Here is a 14,758-nt window from a genome sequence, read left to right as displayed (position 1 = left end):
TTGTCAGTGCTAAAATCGTATTAACCGATAATAGCGTCAGTGTGTTGAAGTCCTGGAGGTAACGTCACTGCCAGATGTAAGTGGGTGTTTAACCAGTCAGTCACCTGTTGCCACTCGGTACGTCCGACCGTCGAATGAAGGGCGTAGCACGTCGGGCAGTAATGGCTGACCAGCAGCAGTACCGCCATCACCAGAAAATCGTAAGGGTGATGGAAGGTATTGCACTGACTTTGCCGCCGTTCGGAAGAACACAACCGAACCAGGCAAAGAGGGTCACCTGACAGGCCTGCGCCAAAATCACCGTTAAAGGAGATAACGCCCAGCCCCACCATACTGTCGTCATACCTCAGTGGTTGCGTTCCACTGTGGTCATAGACAGTCAGGGGTTTACCCAGCCAGCAAAAAACCGACTCGTTGCGAACCCGATGATGCACTCGGGTTATTGCACGGCACAGCTCACTCCAGGCCTCATGGGGAACCGTCTGGATAGGGGTGAAGAAGTAACATCGACGCATTACCATCCCTCCAAAATTGCTCTTGATTCCTCTAGCCCCGCTTCAAAGAAGTGGTCCCAGGCTCCAGGGCAAACCATTCTGCCCAGAGCAATGACATCATCGAACAAAACTTTGCAGGACGGATGGGTATAACGGAGTGGATCCAACCCACATTTTCTAGCAAACGTTTGTGCCAGATTGGCAATCTCCCAGACATTATCGGTAAAGCCGTCTTCATCCGGTTGTGTGCCAATATCCAATTGCTCATGCGCGGCAATCACCCGCAAATCGCCTTCAAGGTTTGCCAGTTCGCACAAGTCATCGAGAGAAAAGGGGCCGTTGGCCTGATTTGTCGTCATCATGGTAAGTTCCTTTATAATTAAAAATGGGACTTACCCCCGATAGGGAAGTCAGTCCCTATTGGTAAGTAAAATAAAAACAACGATTTATCGGCCCTGGGTTCGAACAACCTCCAATGCGGCCTCAAGCGTTAACCAGCAGATCCCTGTGTTGGCATCGAAATCATGAACAGCCTGTTCAAGGGCTGCTATGGCTTCGCCAGGGGTCGCCGTCTCGTCCTGAGACTGAACATCTTCGGCGTACCACAGATCCAGCAGGATCACTTCGTCCTGATCCGCATGTCGTTGAAGTTTCTGAATGGCTTCAGCCACGGTTAAGATAGCGGCCATCAGTCAATCGCCCCGCCAATAGCAGCCCATTCAGGATGCCGCACTGCAAAATCACGCAGTCGGTGGTAGCTCTCGATAAGAAAGTCATGACCCGATTCTGCCAGGACGCACAGGGCATACAATGACACCGTCATTCCCAACGCCTGGGCACTCATCTCACCTCGGTAATAGTTTGAGTGCACCTCAACCCGATAGGTTTTCTCCGTCTGCGGACAGACAAAGAACCCGCCATCGGATTGGGTATACCAGTGCCAGAAATCACTGCCATAGTCCTCGCCATAGTCCTGACTGAACCTACGGGCATAGGCGTAGCACATCTGAGTAAAGCTGACCACATGGAGCGTGGCACTGTCCTGGGAAAACTCCTGTTGGACGAGTACCGAAACCAGCTTGTAGAAACCGGTCATCCAGTCCGTGTTCTCCGCCGTTACGGCGGGTGTTTTTGTCATCTGTGTCATTCCAGGTTTTCTCCAAAAAAAGAGCGGAACCTGCCCTTTGGGGGACACGTCCCACAAAGGATTGAGTAAAAATAAGGTTCTGTGCCGTTCACCACCGAAGTGGCGAAGATGCAAATCAGTGGGGCGCGTTGAGCCAGCCACGCTCGGCAAACGAGACGACTTCTCCATGGCCAATCACCAGATGATCAAGTACCCGCACGTCAATTAATGCCAGTGCGGTGATCAAGGTGCCAGTTATAAGCCGATCCGCTTGGCTGGGTTCAGCCATGCCCGAGGGATGATTGTGCGCCAGGATCACCGCGCCAGCATTGTAGGCCAGAGCCTGCTTGACAATTTCCCTGGGATGAACAGTGACCGAGGCCAACGTGCCGGTAAATACCGTCTCACTGGCGATCAGGCGGTGCTGAGTATCCAGGTACATCACCATAAACACCTCACGCTGCTGTCTTTCCAATTGCAGGCGCAGATAGTTGCGTGCAGCATCTGGTTCGGTGATCACTACCGTGCGGGCTTGTAACTCGCGCGCCAGCAAACCGATAGCCTGGGTAATGATATGTTGCTCATGAGTTTCATATTGCATGGGGTACTCCCGAAAAATCGGCATACACCACCCCAGTCGGGCAGTGCTCAGCCTGACCAGGTGAAGATCATGGATCGTGTAAAATGTATGATGTTCCGAGTTAACGGTTCACCACCGAAGTGGGTAACAACATCTCGCCGTGCTCATTCACCATCGCTATACATTCACGCAATAAACGACTGGCATGGCTAAAACATCGCCGGTCACGCTCACTCGCTCGCTTACAGCTCAGATTTTCCAGTTCTGCAAGATGACGTTGCGCACTACCCCGCCATGAATGCCGCTCATCATTCCCAACACAGGCGCAGAAATGGGCATTCGCCAGGGTAAACAGTCGGTCCGTTGCATTCCGGTATTCCGCGACAAGAACAAAGGTTGTCATAAGTCACTCCGTATCAAATATGACAGGGAGTCATCCCTTTACGGGGATCGGCTCCCGTAAAAGTGAGAATGAAAATCTCTGCCAGGGGAAAAGCTTCCCGGCAGAGACAAGAGCCATTAGCTTGCTGAAGTAATTATCAGTTTGTAATCGTCATATTTCACCAGGAAGCTCTCTGTCAGTTCGACAGATTCCTCCCCCAGACGAACAAACAGGGTTAACGAAAATGTCACTTCCGTATCGGAAGGAACTGCCCGCTTACTCCAGGCATCCTGCGCTGTTTTTATCAGCGCAAGTTGCCGACGTTCCCACTCAGCGATGCTGAAGCGGTCTACGGCGCGATCCCAGGCCGATAACGTGATAGATACTGGTAAAAAAGCCAGTTCTTTGTCTTTGTGTGAGTCCATAGATGTTTCCTTACGCAAAAAATAAGGGAACACCTATCCCCAGGAGGGAAGCGTGTTCCCTTGAGGGTGAGTCAATCAGATAGGATGCCAATCAAGGCATGTTGGATAAGTGCACCTTCATCGCAGTGAACTGCGATCCCCGCTTTCAAAGGTTCAGGGGGGTTACCGCTCTAAAGCGCGTCCTCTCAGGTTGTGGTCGCTTTGGCTTGTGATTGCCCGAAGGCGTCCTTCTCAAATCACCAGGACATTGGCTGTTGTCAGAGACAACGGGTTAGCATATAAAATCGTACACAATTCAAACGTATTCGACAAGTCCATTCCTGCAAGAAATACAACTATCCTAGGGACACCCGACTCCAATTATCACTGCCAATCAAAATTCATCATCACCCACTCTATTATAAACTCTGGCAACATAATGCCCGCGCCCGTCCCCATGCCCTAAATCCATTGAGACCATTGCTTCCGCCTCTTTTCGGCTCAATCCTTTATTCATATGATATTCCGTCGCTTCTCTGGAATAGGCATAGCGCAGACTATGCGGAGACTCCTTCCCCGTTAACCCGGCCTCTTTGAGCGTATTTCTATATCGATCAATAGCAGAGTGCAAATTAGGCTTATCTATTAATTTCCCATTGTGTTTATCAACATATTTTATCGCCTCATTGACTGCACGAATAACCGTTTCGCGATCTACAACCGTGGTATCCCTCGGGCGTCCACCTTTGGTGCCGAATACAATCCGTATACGCTCATCCCCTTTATTTAATGCCTGCCGCCAGGTCTTTAATGACTTGGCGGATTGAACCGTCTCTTCTGTTCTCAATCCTAAATAACGGGCTAATTGCATTGCAGCGGCAACACCTTCGTCTTTATCACGTACCTGGGCGAGCGCTGCGTGATAGCGCTCGTCTGAAATAGCAATTTTAGAACCGTCACGACTGGCCCCAGATAAGCCGAGTGCCGAATTACTTAATCGTTCATGATTTGGATCGGCGAGTTTCGTCCTGCCAGCAGTAGAAAACATCGCCCGAATAGCCGCCATTTCATTTTGCATCGTCCGTTTTGATATATTTTCAGACTGGCGATTTTTTATATATAGCTCAACATGATTGGTTTTTATATTACTGATGTCGCGGATCTGAATATTTAATTTCAACATACTTTCTGCGAAACGAGACGCTATTCTGGCGCGATCTGAAACAGTTTTAAAACTTCCGCCCGATTTTCGGGCCAATGTGATCAATTGCTTACTTAACTGCTTATTGGCTCTCGACATCCCCCACTCCTTTCGTCCTGAAAAACGCACGACATTACCGCCTTCGTCTCGAAGGATGAAGGACGTACCGAACTGCATTTTTGATGTACGCCAAAACGTCTGAACAACGTTCAGCATGACGGTGATACATCCTGGCCCCGACGACACGGTTTGCTTTGCGCTTCCTGCGGCTCGACTGATAACTGTGCATCGGGGTGGCAAAATGTTGAGTTCTTGTGAGGTATCCACAGCTCGCTGAGCTGCTTGCGGCTTGCGCCGGTACCTGACTATTGCCAGGTCACCTCCATCCATCAGCATTCGCTGATGTTGCCATCGTTACCGAGTCGATTGTTCTCCTTTATTTCATAGATAAGCGTCTTCATGGGTTACCCCGTTTTTACGACGCGATGGTTTAAAAAATGGCCTTTTACTGCGCTGGACGTTCCGTAGCCCCGGGTTCGGCCAGGGTACTACGTGTCGGTCAGAGCGTAGAAGACGTTGGTAAAGCCCGTATTACTTGGGTTCGTCAGTTATGCGCTTTGCGCGTCACTTGGTATATGCTTCGCAATTACACAAGTGACGCGCTGCGCAACTCCCGCGCCAAATGCTGCTTCTGCAGATGCCAAATGTTCCAATTGGCATAGCAGAACGCCGCAAATGTTGCCGGGATCGCTGGACGTTGGTCCAAAAAGATAAGGGCGTAGACGTGGTGTTTCTCCTGGTAATAGAGAAACTACCCCGCAGTGAAGTTTCCCGCTGGGGCGTCAGTTGTCGTGATGAAACTGACTGTCTGTGAGTGGATAAGTGCACCTTCATCGCAGTGAACTGCGATCCCCGCTCTCAAAGGTTCAGGGGGGTTACCGCTCTAAAGCGCGTCCTTTCAGGTTTAGGTCGCATTGGCTGTGGTCGCTCGAAAGCGTCAGTCTCAGACCACGCTTCTCTCCATATGACTTTGGCTGTGTGACCACCCGAAGGCGCTTCTCTCAGATCACCCGCGCACTCCTTGCGCTGAAGCATTGGCTGTTGTCATCGACAACGATAGAACAGGGGAATCATAGAGGAGAGTCCAGAAATCTTCAACAGAAACAGGGCGGGGATATATGCAGCAGAAGTGACGGAGTTTTGCACATACCCACCGCCAGAGTCTGTTCGCTTGTCCCGCTCACAGACCGCTCCCGTTTGCCGGGGTGCTAGGTGGCCCCCGGCTTCACTGGCTTTTCTGACCGTGGATATGTGCATAACTCAATTTATTTTTTCAACATTGACAGGTTCCCAATCGCTTTTTTCTCCGCCAGTTTAGCTGCCGGTTTAATATAGCCCTCAATGCCTGAAGACACTGGCAGAATAACATCAACATCGGTTGATTTTGATTGGTAACCCGTCACCTGCTCTATCAGTTTAATCACATTCTCGGCTGTTAGCTCCCCATTAAAAAAACCACTAATCAAGTTAACCAAACGAGGGTCAACAGAGGATAACGCAGCGCCGAAAATAATGGCTTGCCGGTAAAAATCACCCCGAACTTGTGTCGGCAAACTTTCAACATAGTGTTGCGCCAATTGATCTTGCAGATATATTGACGGGTGTAAATACGCAACGATCTTCTTTCGTTTATTATTCATAGTTAAGCCCTGACCATCGCCTTAACCAGAGCGAATTGTGGCTCTTCTACTTTACTCACCTTATGGCGAGGAAAATATGTCTTAATATATGGATAGATAATTTCCGCCCCTCCCCCGGTCAGATATATACGATGCATTCCGCTGAAGGACTCAATTTCATTTCTCACACCATCAGCCAGGGAAGCGGATTCCATTTGTATTACCGCCTGGATATTACTGATCTGGTCAACGTCATTGATGAGGGTTCGTAAATAGTCCTCATCCAAATGATTCCTGATAATTTCCCCCGTCACATAATAGCTACTTGGGGTAGAAGCATTCATTAATGCATCCATCACTGCCCGGTTAATCCGAGATGTCCCAATCTCTGCATTCCCTTTGACCTCGGTAATACTTTCGAAAGCCCCCTGTATCATGCCGCAATCCAGCGTCGTTCCCCCTAAATCGACAATAAGGCTACGCTCAAGTGGCTTAACCTTATCAGCAATGATAGAAGCCAGTGCCGCTGGCAAAGACTCAGGCATGACCTTCACCTCCTTGATTTTAAAGACTTCTCCTTTATTCAACGAAATATTTCGCAAGACATTATTTTTCTTCGCCTCTATATTCACCTCATTCGGCTGGTTATCCACATCGAAAAACTCTGTCACCGGCAGGGTGACCGTCAGTGCGATCTCCTGCGGCGGTAAACCCGATGTCAGCAAGGCATGATGAATGGCAAGCAGGTTTGTGGTGCTGTATTGATAACTAACATGCGTGGTGCCGATTGCCGCAGTGCTTCCCAAATCATGCGAATACTTTTTCCCATCAACGGTGTAGTTGAACACTTTTCGCATCCCCAGGATGGCAGGGCTCCAGCCATCTTTGAAACTGTTACCCGACAGATGTGTCTTGATCTCGCCCTGTTCCAGCCAGGCCAGTTTTACGTAGGTCGATCCATCATCACAAGATACGTTGAGCATATAATGTCTCTAATTGCGTATTGATATGACTCATATTGAGAAAACATGAGTGTCTGAAAACACGCACACCTTCGAATAAATCAATAAATGAGTCCATTTTTAACTCAAATTGAGAAATTTATAATTTCCATACTCCGTCATTCCCTGTGTTGACTCAAAATGCGTCATGGCATGCCTCACCGTGAGTCATCTTTCATGCAGCAAACAGGTTGTCCCAACATCGCATCTGCCGTAATGTAGTGGTGACAAAATTCTGGAGGTTAAGGGCTATGACCAACAAGGCATCAAATCAGCAGGATGAGATCTGGACCGTTATCGCAAAGGGGCTAGTAGAAGCAGTAAAAATGGTGTTTTCTATCTTTCTTTTTGTTTTTACAGCAGGAAAAAGCAGAGACTCTACAGAAAACATAAGAGAAGAAAATGGCATTGGCGAATTACGTAACGGCCATAGTGGTTATGGATACTATGTGAATGGAATGAGAACAGATACGGATGATGAGTGATAATATTACCCTCTATTACCACCCATCTTTTGCCCTATTTCTTGCCCATACCTTTGGTTGCAACAGTTTTAGCTACTTCTGTAGCGATTTTACCTCCTTGAGCACCTGCAGCACGACTACCGTCTGAAGCATTCGTAACTGCTTGAGATATCGCCCCTCCAATGTGTACGCCACTCCAGCTTATAGCCCCAAACCAAAATGCAGGCAGTACCACAAACATCGCCCCTAGAACCAGATTCATGATCCAGCCTTCAGCCCCAACGCTACTGAACCAGTTGTAATACCCGCGAGCACCGGTGTAGACGATTTCAATGAGCCGATCGTCAAGCCAACTACCCAGTTCCCACCAGAACGTAACGAAAGTCATCGCAAACATGACAAACGTCAGCGTGACCACCACTTTGGGGTCATAGGCACCGAACAGCATCACCAGAGGGATGCAAATGACCATTGCCATCATCAGGATGCCATGCACCATAGGCAACGCCTGGCGTAAGGCGTCAAACGCCGGTAACTGTGTTGCTTGTGCCGAGAATGCGCCCAGGCCACTGACCATCTGCTTAAAGCTGCTATCAAGTGCTATCCCGGTTCCCCGCTGGCTTCCTGCCATATAGGTTTCATGCCCCCCGGACATCAGGGTATTTTGCGGGCTGACCAGCCAACGCAACAGGTTTTCCTCCCAGTTCTCACTGTCAACGAGCTTCATTCTGTTGGCAACTTTCGTGTTATAGGCTCCCGCCAACCGACTTTTCAGCCCTGTACCGGATGCACTCCACCACTCTTTGCACGTTGGATACCCGCCCCGTCCCACATCGGGATAACCGCTATCCCGACTGTCGCTGTACGGCCACTGCGAACGGGGTGAGGTAGACGTGTAGTAGTCATAATATCCGCCCGTATTCAGGAAATAGCTTGAGCCTATCCAGCCCACCGAATTAATGGTGGCATCAGTAAGTTGGCTATTGGTGGATTTCAGTTTGAAATAGGCCTTGGAATAGCACTGGTTGGCGAATTCCTGTACCTCCTGTCGGGTCACCGGATCAATAAGTTGGGTATGTTGCACCTCAAAGCGCAACTGGCGCAGTTCCATACCACAAGGGATGGACGCAATGGCCGCATGCGTCACCCCTTTTGACAGGTTGTGAACCAGATACCACCACATCGGTACCTTGGCAACCTGGCCGTTGAAGTCAGTCAGCAACCCGCCATAGCCTGACTCATCCGGCTTGGGCACGTTGGTGCCGCATTGCCTGGAACGGGTTTGGTCAAACTTCATGACTGTCAGATCAACCTCTTTGAACGGCATCGCACAGAACAGGATCACCACGAATGCAACGTACAACACCTGCTCGATGCGAGGGAGTGCCAGTACCCCCTTGTTTCCCTCGTCATCCCCTTCGGTACGCACCTTCAGCCAGACTCCGGCGACCTTCAGGACCAATGGCAACGCGAACAATCCCGTAGTGGTAATGATGGTCCACAGGGCGTTATTAATCAGCCAGCCCAGGAACACCAGGAAAAACTCCAGATAACTGTCCGTCGTCATCACATCCCCCAACGGTAACTGGTGAATTCAATCAGCAAGGCCAGGCACACTATCATCACTTCGAGTCGGTAGACCGCACCCGGTGAAGGAGCCTGACGCAACAACGTCGCCCGGACACGGTGAAACCACATTGCGGCCACAATGCCGTACAACGTTAACCGCCAGATAAACAGCGGAACTCGCGCCTGTTGCAGCCAGACCGTTAGTGCGGTTTCATGCCCGGCCAGATACAATCCCAATGCCGTCGCACATCCCCCCAGTAGCAAAATCCCTACCATACCGAAAATAAAACCTGCAACTTTACGCCACCGGCGCGGCATCTTTTTCTCTGGTTGGCTTTCGTCCTTCGAGACTCTTATGGTCGTCATGATTATTCCTCCGTGGACTTGCTGAGTCCCTGGACAGCACTGTCATTTTGCTGGTTGTTCTGACGCAGGCTGTTATCGACCTCACGCGCTTCCTGACGAGTGATCGCCACCAGAATGGAGTTGTTGCTGATGGACTTACGTATCTCCATCTCATTTTTCAATGCCTGGATCTCCCGGTCTAAAAACTCTAGACGGCGATCAGAGTCCTCCATCGCAAGCGGTTGTTCTGCCGCGTTAGGTTCTGATTGCCCGACAACCAACATACGGCGCATCGCCAATGCCGTCGTGATGGTGTCTGCCATCGCCAGTTCACCGGCCAGACGCTGTACCAGAGCGCCATTGTCCGGGTCATCCTTCAGCGCCTGGATAACCCCGCGCGTTACGGCCAGATCACCGGTTTTCAGCGTGCCAAGGTTGGTGGCATTAGGAGCCAGGTTACCGTTCACCAGTTTGACCAGGATCTCCAGATTCTCCTGGGTAGACGTATCTAACATGGGAGAAAAACCTTCGCCTGGTGTAGAGGTGCCAGGCTCATTTTCCACCCCACCGCTCCCACAGTCCGTTCCCTTGGCGCAGGTACGAATAGCACGATCACCGAGAACCTTGACAACGGCTTCTGCCGCTTCCGTACTGGTCTTGTATTTTTGACACAATGAACCATTACACGCAGAAGAACTTACCGCCGCATCACTGGTTGCAGACTGTTTATTCAGGATGTTGTAACCTGCTTTCACCAAGTCATGAGTCGGTTTGATCGCTGCCTGCCCGCTCCCTCCCCTTTTCTGACCACCTACCCACTTAACACCTTCTTTTCCTGTCGATTTCTGTTGTTGATTGCTGGCCTGTACCGCATCAGACGTGCTGGAAACTATATTTTGGTACTCTTCACTTATCGCAGCCTGTGTCCACTTGTTAGACGAAACGTAATCTCCCATTTTCTTCGACATCGTCTGGCAGTTGAGCTGAGCCTTGTCGAACGCCACATTGGCCTGCAGGACCCCATTGGTCAGCAGTTCGTATAATCCAGGGTTCGCCCGCTGGATTATCATCGCCGGAAGGCTGGCAACCGCGCCGGTTGCACCGTTAATCACATCCCCCATCATATTTTTGAAGCCGTCCGTCGCCCCGTTGAGCTGGTTCTTGACCGTGGTACTCAAATCGAAGTTGCCGCACATCAGATCATTGTTCCAACTGATACCGAGCCCCATTTTCTCCATATTGTTGCTACTGGGGGGTTGAGATATCACTGTTCCCCCACCGATTGAATAAAACAGGTTGTCGTTTACAGCCCCTTTCATTCCCTTGCCATAACCGGTGTTAGCCTCTTCGCCCGTGATGTCGAATACCGCAAATGCCGGTTGATTCAGAACCAACAGAACGGCACCCGCCAGCGCCCCTGCCTTTAAAAATGCGTTGAATGTCATGGTGTACACTCCCTTGAGTTAAAAATCAGTGCTGTAGAGGAACGTTTGGCCGCGCCGTTGGCAGCAGGAATAGGGTTGCCAGAGCGCCCAGGCATAAGCGCCATCTGTCGCGATGGGGTTGCTGCTGTCCGGGAACACGGCACAGGAAGAGGAAACCGAGGGAGCCAATTGCTGCCATTTGTGATTTTTGGTGCCGGTATTCTCCGTCACCGGGTCGGGCGGCCAATATCCGTCACTGCGACTGGCGGTCATCGGGTTATAGAGATGCACCTGGCCGGTACGCGTGATGATATCGGCAGTACGCTGAGCCACAACTGCAGCCGCTTTGTAGTCATCCACCTGGATGACAAACCCACCACGCGGGAACACATTGCCCCACATATCCCCTGTTGAGCCCACTTCACGCATTCCTAGTGTCAATGCTTCGGGATAGAGGGTTTCCGGGATGCCGGTACGCCAGACCAGCGCGTCCAGGGTACTGAGGAAGTACGGCACAAACGCCGAGGCAGAACTGGCGCAGGTGTAGCCCATCGACCCCATGAAATTGTTAAATAAAGGGGCCGCTAATGCAGGGTGGCCAATCGCATCAGCGTTCTTGAAACGCAAGTTGTCTTTGCGCAGCCCGCGCTTCTGCTCATTATTGCCACCGCCTTCTGCCACGCCAGGAATGCCCGTCCCCAGAATCGCTACTTCTGACCATGGGTTATCTCCGGTCTGGGCATAGCTGGACACCACGGCATTGGGGATGTAGTGCTTCACCTTGACAGACGTCCGTACCGTACATCCCCAGGCTGTACAGAACAGCCAGTAACACACCCCGGAGATCCGGTACTCCAGGCACGTCGGGGAAATCGCACTGGCAATGATTTGTACCGAGTTGATCGCACTGGCCGTGAACGGTTGTACCGCGCAGTACAGCAACAACGCCGTCGCCAACTTATGACGGCGCAAGGGGATAAGGTTCATTGTGCCCCCTTATGCTCAGCCAACTTTGCTTCGGCCAGGGCAACGTCAGCCGTGCCGTACACCACATACCGGTCGTCAAATACCACGGCAGGGTATTTCTTCAACCCGATATCGTAGGCCTGGATAACCCCCTGGTAAGCCTGCACTATCTGTTGCTCTTTCTGTTGCCAGTCAGGGGACTGCAGCACCGCTTTGGCCTGCTGCTCTGCCTTGCGAGGGTCAGCAGACAGGGCACCAAACACTTCACGCTGGACGACCTCCGGTGCATCCAGGTAAACCACCTGATGCCCGGCACGTAATCCAGTCGGGGGATGCTGACTGTCGGTATACACCACGGTTGCCGCCTGTGCCGATACGGGAGCGCACCCGATAGCCAGCAGGAACACAACGTTACGTTTCTTCATCACATCTCACTCCTGTGGGACAAAACCGCAGGGTGACGTGCATTGATGACAAAAACAGCAAACAACTCTAAATGCGTTGGGGGAAATTAGGGGAGTAACCACCGTGAGCGCTATTGATGATTTATCAAGATAGTGATGCTGGTAGTAGGTGCTACTAAATCTGATCGTCGGCTAAGTGCCAAATATAGTCATTCGAACCCTGAGAGTTACACTTTAAAGTGATTCAGGGTATGCACTTGCTGGTTACGAAGCTTGAAAAGTGAATGGCTCCCTGTAGGGGGTTATGTGGATATCCATCATGCGGTACGAGATATCAGTGAATGGATACAAGGTTATTCGCCCCCATCGGCACAATGGTGGGTTACCGCCCTGTGAATACGAAGAGCAGTGGAAAAAGGCTACGAAGGTGTCCTGATTTTGTGAGCCACTACACTGACGTACCGTCTATATAGCTATTTAGGGTGCTGCACACAGCCAAGAAAGCTACATTTCGGACACAGCCCAACACATTAAGCTTTTCTCAAAGCCAGTCAGTTGAAGGTGCTCTATTCTGGGAGCCAAGGTCCGAAGTTTCTCCAGCAGGTCGTTCAGATGTTCCGATGGCAAGATGAGGTTCTTGAGCTGGGCCGAGATCTGAGTGGGAATTCCGTATTCATCCAACGCGGTGAGCAGCGGGTCGAGGAACATATTTTCAAGCTGCTCAGCAAAGAAGCTGAAATCTCCCGGCTCGATCCCTTTTTTCGCCAGCACGTCGGCCTGAATGTTATTCACGGCCATGATGTCCCGAGGCAATCGGAAACACACCATATTTCTGATGAATTTCAGGCGTAGGTTGATCGCTTCGCTGGGCGTATGTTCCTGCCGTCGATTCTCCACCGCGTCTCTTAGGTAAGCTGGCAGGTTTTTCTGAGTTCGGAGCTCATTGATGTGCCACACCAATTGCAAGCTGGACGATATCCCATAGTCCATCAGGTTACCGCCCTCCAGACTGTAAACCAGTTCACATAGGTAATTGAGCTGGTTCGGCTCAGGAATACCTTTCCAGTCCAGAAGTTTGCTGCTGGGCAGTAGGTCACGAATGATCGTTTCTGCTACCTCGACTTGCCGCTCAATCGGGACGTGCCGGTTCTCTATCAGGGTTGTCGGCGACAGTACCGGGTTGGCGTATGCATCTTGGAGCCGACCACGTGAAATATCAGTAAGGTATTCGTTCTCCAGTTGCATGAGGAGTCCCATCGGGGAGTTTTCATCCTGATGACCGATGGGGTATTCGACTGTGAGGCCCTGCTCAAGGGGAGGCGCTTCGAGCATGAAGACTTTTCCAATGAAGTACTTATTCATACGGCCTGCGCGACCGGAAATATTCTTGTAGGTGAAGTAGTCGAATGTTGAATTCTTCAGGCGCCGGTCATAAATGATCACGTTCTCTGCCGATGTGTTGACGCCTTCGATCATCGTAGATGTACAGATAATTCTCTTGATGATGCCATCGTTGAACAACTTGACGATGTACTGCTGCAATGCACGTGGCACTCCTCCATGGTGAATCCCGATACCCAGAGATATTGCCTTGGCAACGTTCCATTCAGGGTGGTAGTGTTTAGAGATCCACTCGGCTATTTCCTGCGTCTCTGGTACTGGCGTCAGCCCAGCTTCCTGAATCAAATACTCGGCGACCCTGTTCGCACTAGGGGGGGCCTGACAGTAGATTAAGGTAGGCGAGTCTAGAGTTGTGACCAACTCTAGCAATTTTTCCTTTCGCTCTTCGGATCGCATCTCCAGATTGAAATTCTGGATGTCGACCGCGACCGTGCTGTAGTCGGATGGGATGAAGTGGTACTCATAGTCATCCAAACCAGAGATCTTCTGAATGTGAGGCCCGAGCATGTAGAACTGAGCACCTGTCTTTGCGAGCTTGTGAAAGGCCAAGCTCAGGTCAACAGCGCGTGTGCTTTCGTCTGTGGAGTTCCCCAAGTCGATTTTGTAGAACTCGTCCAAGACAAAGAACTCCACATCAGCAAGATCAGGACGCTGGATGACACGCTCTTGGGTGAGCAGGTAGACGTTGGTTGTCTCGATCACGGATTCTTGGCTCGGATGCGTGATCAGGTTGAAGTCCTTAAAACGTTTGACCAGGCGACGGCGGGTTTCGTCGATCAGCGCAATGGTCGGAACGATCACCACCACCTTTTTGAACCGTCGCTGTGCCAGTACAGCGTCAATGACTAGACTTTTTCCGACGCTTGTAGAAGCACTGAGTACTACGTTTCGGCCTTGCATGATCAAGCTGAAAACATGGGCCTGCAGATGATGAAACACCATGCCTTGTTCTACTCCCTCGACCCTGTGAGCTTCGTAAGCTAAGCGGTCAGAAATCGCCATGCTGCTGAGGTGAGGAGTGATATAGGGGAATAGTCCGACAGCTCGTACCATGTTTAGCAGGAGCGACTGTTCGACAGAGTCAAAAAGCTTAAATTTGTCGAGTGCTCGGATCACCAAATCGCGGCCCTCCCACTCGGAATTGCTTCTGTTGACGATGGTGTTGATGGCGAGCAGCACATCGACCGTCGTTGCGTTCTCTTCACCGAGTTTCGCCAAGATGTTCTTGATTTTTTCGTAGTTCATAGCCGCTTCGTTCCTTGAGACATCTGCGGCTGAGTGATCTGCCCGGGATATCTTCATCTTCGTATACCTTCTG

Annotated in this window: 17 protein-coding genes; 1 reads left to right on the top strand and 16 read right to left on the bottom strand. The window is 50.8% G+C overall.

The window, feature by feature from the left end; translation table 11 throughout:
• Positions 1 to 20: 20 nt before the first annotated feature.
• The 10 genes from F0T03_RS02075 to parM form a co-directional block, all read right to left on the bottom strand.
• Positions 21 to 515, bottom strand: coding sequence for a hypothetical protein (locus tag F0T03_RS02075; RefSeq protein ID WP_050073117.1), 495 nt, complete (start codon positions 513 to 515; stop codon positions 21 to 23).
• On the bottom strand, positions 515 to 856 hold the full coding sequence (locus F0T03_RS02070; RefSeq protein WP_050073121.1) for a hypothetical protein: 342 nt from the start codon (positions 854 to 856) through the stop codon (positions 515 to 517). Before F0T03_RS02070 ends, F0T03_RS02075 begins: the two co-directional genes overlap by 1 nt.
• An 84-nt stretch (positions 857 to 940) precedes the next feature.
• A complete protein-coding gene (locus F0T03_RS02065; protein ID WP_050073123.1) occupies positions 941 to 1,183 on the bottom strand; it encodes a hypothetical protein in 243 nt (80 codons plus the stop codon).
• The gene (locus F0T03_RS02060; RefSeq protein ID WP_080991588.1) at positions 1,183 to 1,809 is read right to left on the bottom strand and encodes an antirestriction protein; all 627 of its coding nucleotides are present in this window, start codon (positions 1,807 to 1,809) and stop codon (positions 1,183 to 1,185) included. Before F0T03_RS02060 ends, F0T03_RS02065 begins: the two co-directional genes overlap by 1 nt.
• A complete protein-coding gene (gene radC, locus F0T03_RS02055) occupies positions 1,757 to 2,221 on the bottom strand; it encodes a RadC family protein (protein ID WP_050073127.1) in 465 nt (154 codons plus the stop codon). The genes F0T03_RS02060 and radC overlap by 53 nt, the downstream gene beginning before the upstream one ends.
• A gap of 100 nt (positions 2,222 to 2,321) precedes the next feature.
• Positions 2,322 to 2,603, bottom strand: coding sequence for a hypothetical protein (locus F0T03_RS02050; RefSeq protein ID WP_050073130.1), 282 nt, complete (start codon positions 2,601 to 2,603; stop codon positions 2,322 to 2,324).
• Between the two features lie 116 nt (positions 2,604 to 2,719).
• Positions 2,720 to 3,007 carry a hypothetical protein gene (locus tag F0T03_RS02045; RefSeq protein ID WP_050073133.1) on the bottom strand — a complete coding sequence of 96 codons (288 nt, stop codon included), beginning with the start codon at positions 3,005 to 3,007 and terminating at the stop codon, positions 2,720 to 2,722.
• 373 nt (positions 3,008 to 3,380) lie between these two features.
• Positions 3,381 to 4,286 (bottom strand): integrase domain-containing protein, encoded by a 906-nt coding sequence (locus F0T03_RS02040; RefSeq protein WP_050073136.1) that lies wholly within the window; start codon positions 4,284 to 4,286, stop codon positions 3,381 to 3,383.
• A 1,226-nt stretch (positions 4,287 to 5,512) separates the two neighbouring features.
• Positions 5,513 to 5,887 (bottom strand): plasmid partitioning/stability family protein, encoded by a 375-nt coding sequence (locus tag F0T03_RS02035; protein ID WP_050073137.1) that lies wholly within the window; start codon positions 5,885 to 5,887, stop codon positions 5,513 to 5,515.
• A gap of 2 nt (positions 5,888 to 5,889) precedes the next feature.
• Positions 5,890 to 6,849: a plasmid segregation protein ParM domain-containing protein gene (gene parM, locus F0T03_RS02030; RefSeq protein WP_050073140.1), complete on the bottom strand. Its 960-nt coding sequence runs from the start codon at positions 6,847 to 6,849 to the stop codon at positions 5,890 to 5,892.
• Positions 6,850 to 7,118: 269 nt separating this feature from the next.
• Between parM and F0T03_RS02025 the strand changes: the two genes are divergently transcribed.
• Complete coding sequence (locus tag F0T03_RS02025) at positions 7,119 to 7,352, top strand: DUF3742 family protein (RefSeq protein WP_050073144.1); 234 nt, start codon at positions 7,119 to 7,121, stop codon at positions 7,350 to 7,352.
• 34 nt (positions 7,353 to 7,386) lie between these two features.
• Here the strand turns inward: F0T03_RS02025 and F0T03_RS02020 are convergent, their stop codons facing one another.
• From F0T03_RS02020 to F0T03_RS01995, 6 genes are all read right to left on the bottom strand, one after another.
• The gene (locus F0T03_RS02020) at positions 7,387 to 8,898 is read right to left on the bottom strand and encodes a conjugal transfer protein TraG N-terminal domain-containing protein (protein ID WP_050073145.1); all 1,512 of its coding nucleotides are present in this window, start codon (positions 8,896 to 8,898) and stop codon (positions 7,387 to 7,389) included.
• On the bottom strand, positions 8,898 to 9,266 hold the full coding sequence (locus F0T03_RS02015) for a hypothetical protein (protein WP_230678716.1): 369 nt from the start codon (positions 9,264 to 9,266) through the stop codon (positions 8,898 to 8,900). Before F0T03_RS02015 ends, F0T03_RS02020 begins: the two co-directional genes overlap by 1 nt.
• A 2-nt stretch (positions 9,267 to 9,268) precedes the next feature.
• Positions 9,269 to 10,690, bottom strand: coding sequence for an integrating conjugative element protein (locus tag F0T03_RS02010; protein ID WP_050073147.1), 1,422 nt, complete (start codon positions 10,688 to 10,690; stop codon positions 9,269 to 9,271).
• Between the two features lie 18 nt (positions 10,691 to 10,708).
• Positions 10,709 to 11,656: a TIGR03756 family integrating conjugative element protein gene (locus F0T03_RS02005; RefSeq protein ID WP_050073148.1), complete on the bottom strand. Its 948-nt coding sequence runs from the start codon at positions 11,654 to 11,656 to the stop codon at positions 10,709 to 10,711.
• Positions 11,653 to 12,060, bottom strand: coding sequence for a TIGR03757 family integrating conjugative element protein (locus F0T03_RS02000; RefSeq protein WP_050073149.1), 408 nt, complete (start codon positions 12,058 to 12,060; stop codon positions 11,653 to 11,655). The genes F0T03_RS02005 and F0T03_RS02000 overlap by 4 nt, the downstream gene beginning before the upstream one ends.
• A 483-nt stretch (positions 12,061 to 12,543) precedes the next feature.
• Positions 12,544 to 14,685 carry a DEAD/DEAH box helicase gene (locus F0T03_RS01995; protein ID WP_050073240.1) on the bottom strand — a complete coding sequence of 714 codons (2,142 nt, stop codon included), beginning with the start codon at positions 14,683 to 14,685 and terminating at the stop codon, positions 12,544 to 12,546.
• Between the last annotated feature and the right edge of the window lie 73 nt (positions 14,686 to 14,758).

This window comes from Yersinia canariae (assembly GCF_009831415.1).
GTDB lineage: Bacteria > Pseudomonadota > Gammaproteobacteria > Enterobacterales > Enterobacteriaceae > Yersinia > Yersinia canariae.
The sequence above is the reverse complement of the archived record's forward strand: the minus strand, read 5'-3'. Positions and strand labels throughout refer to the sequence as shown.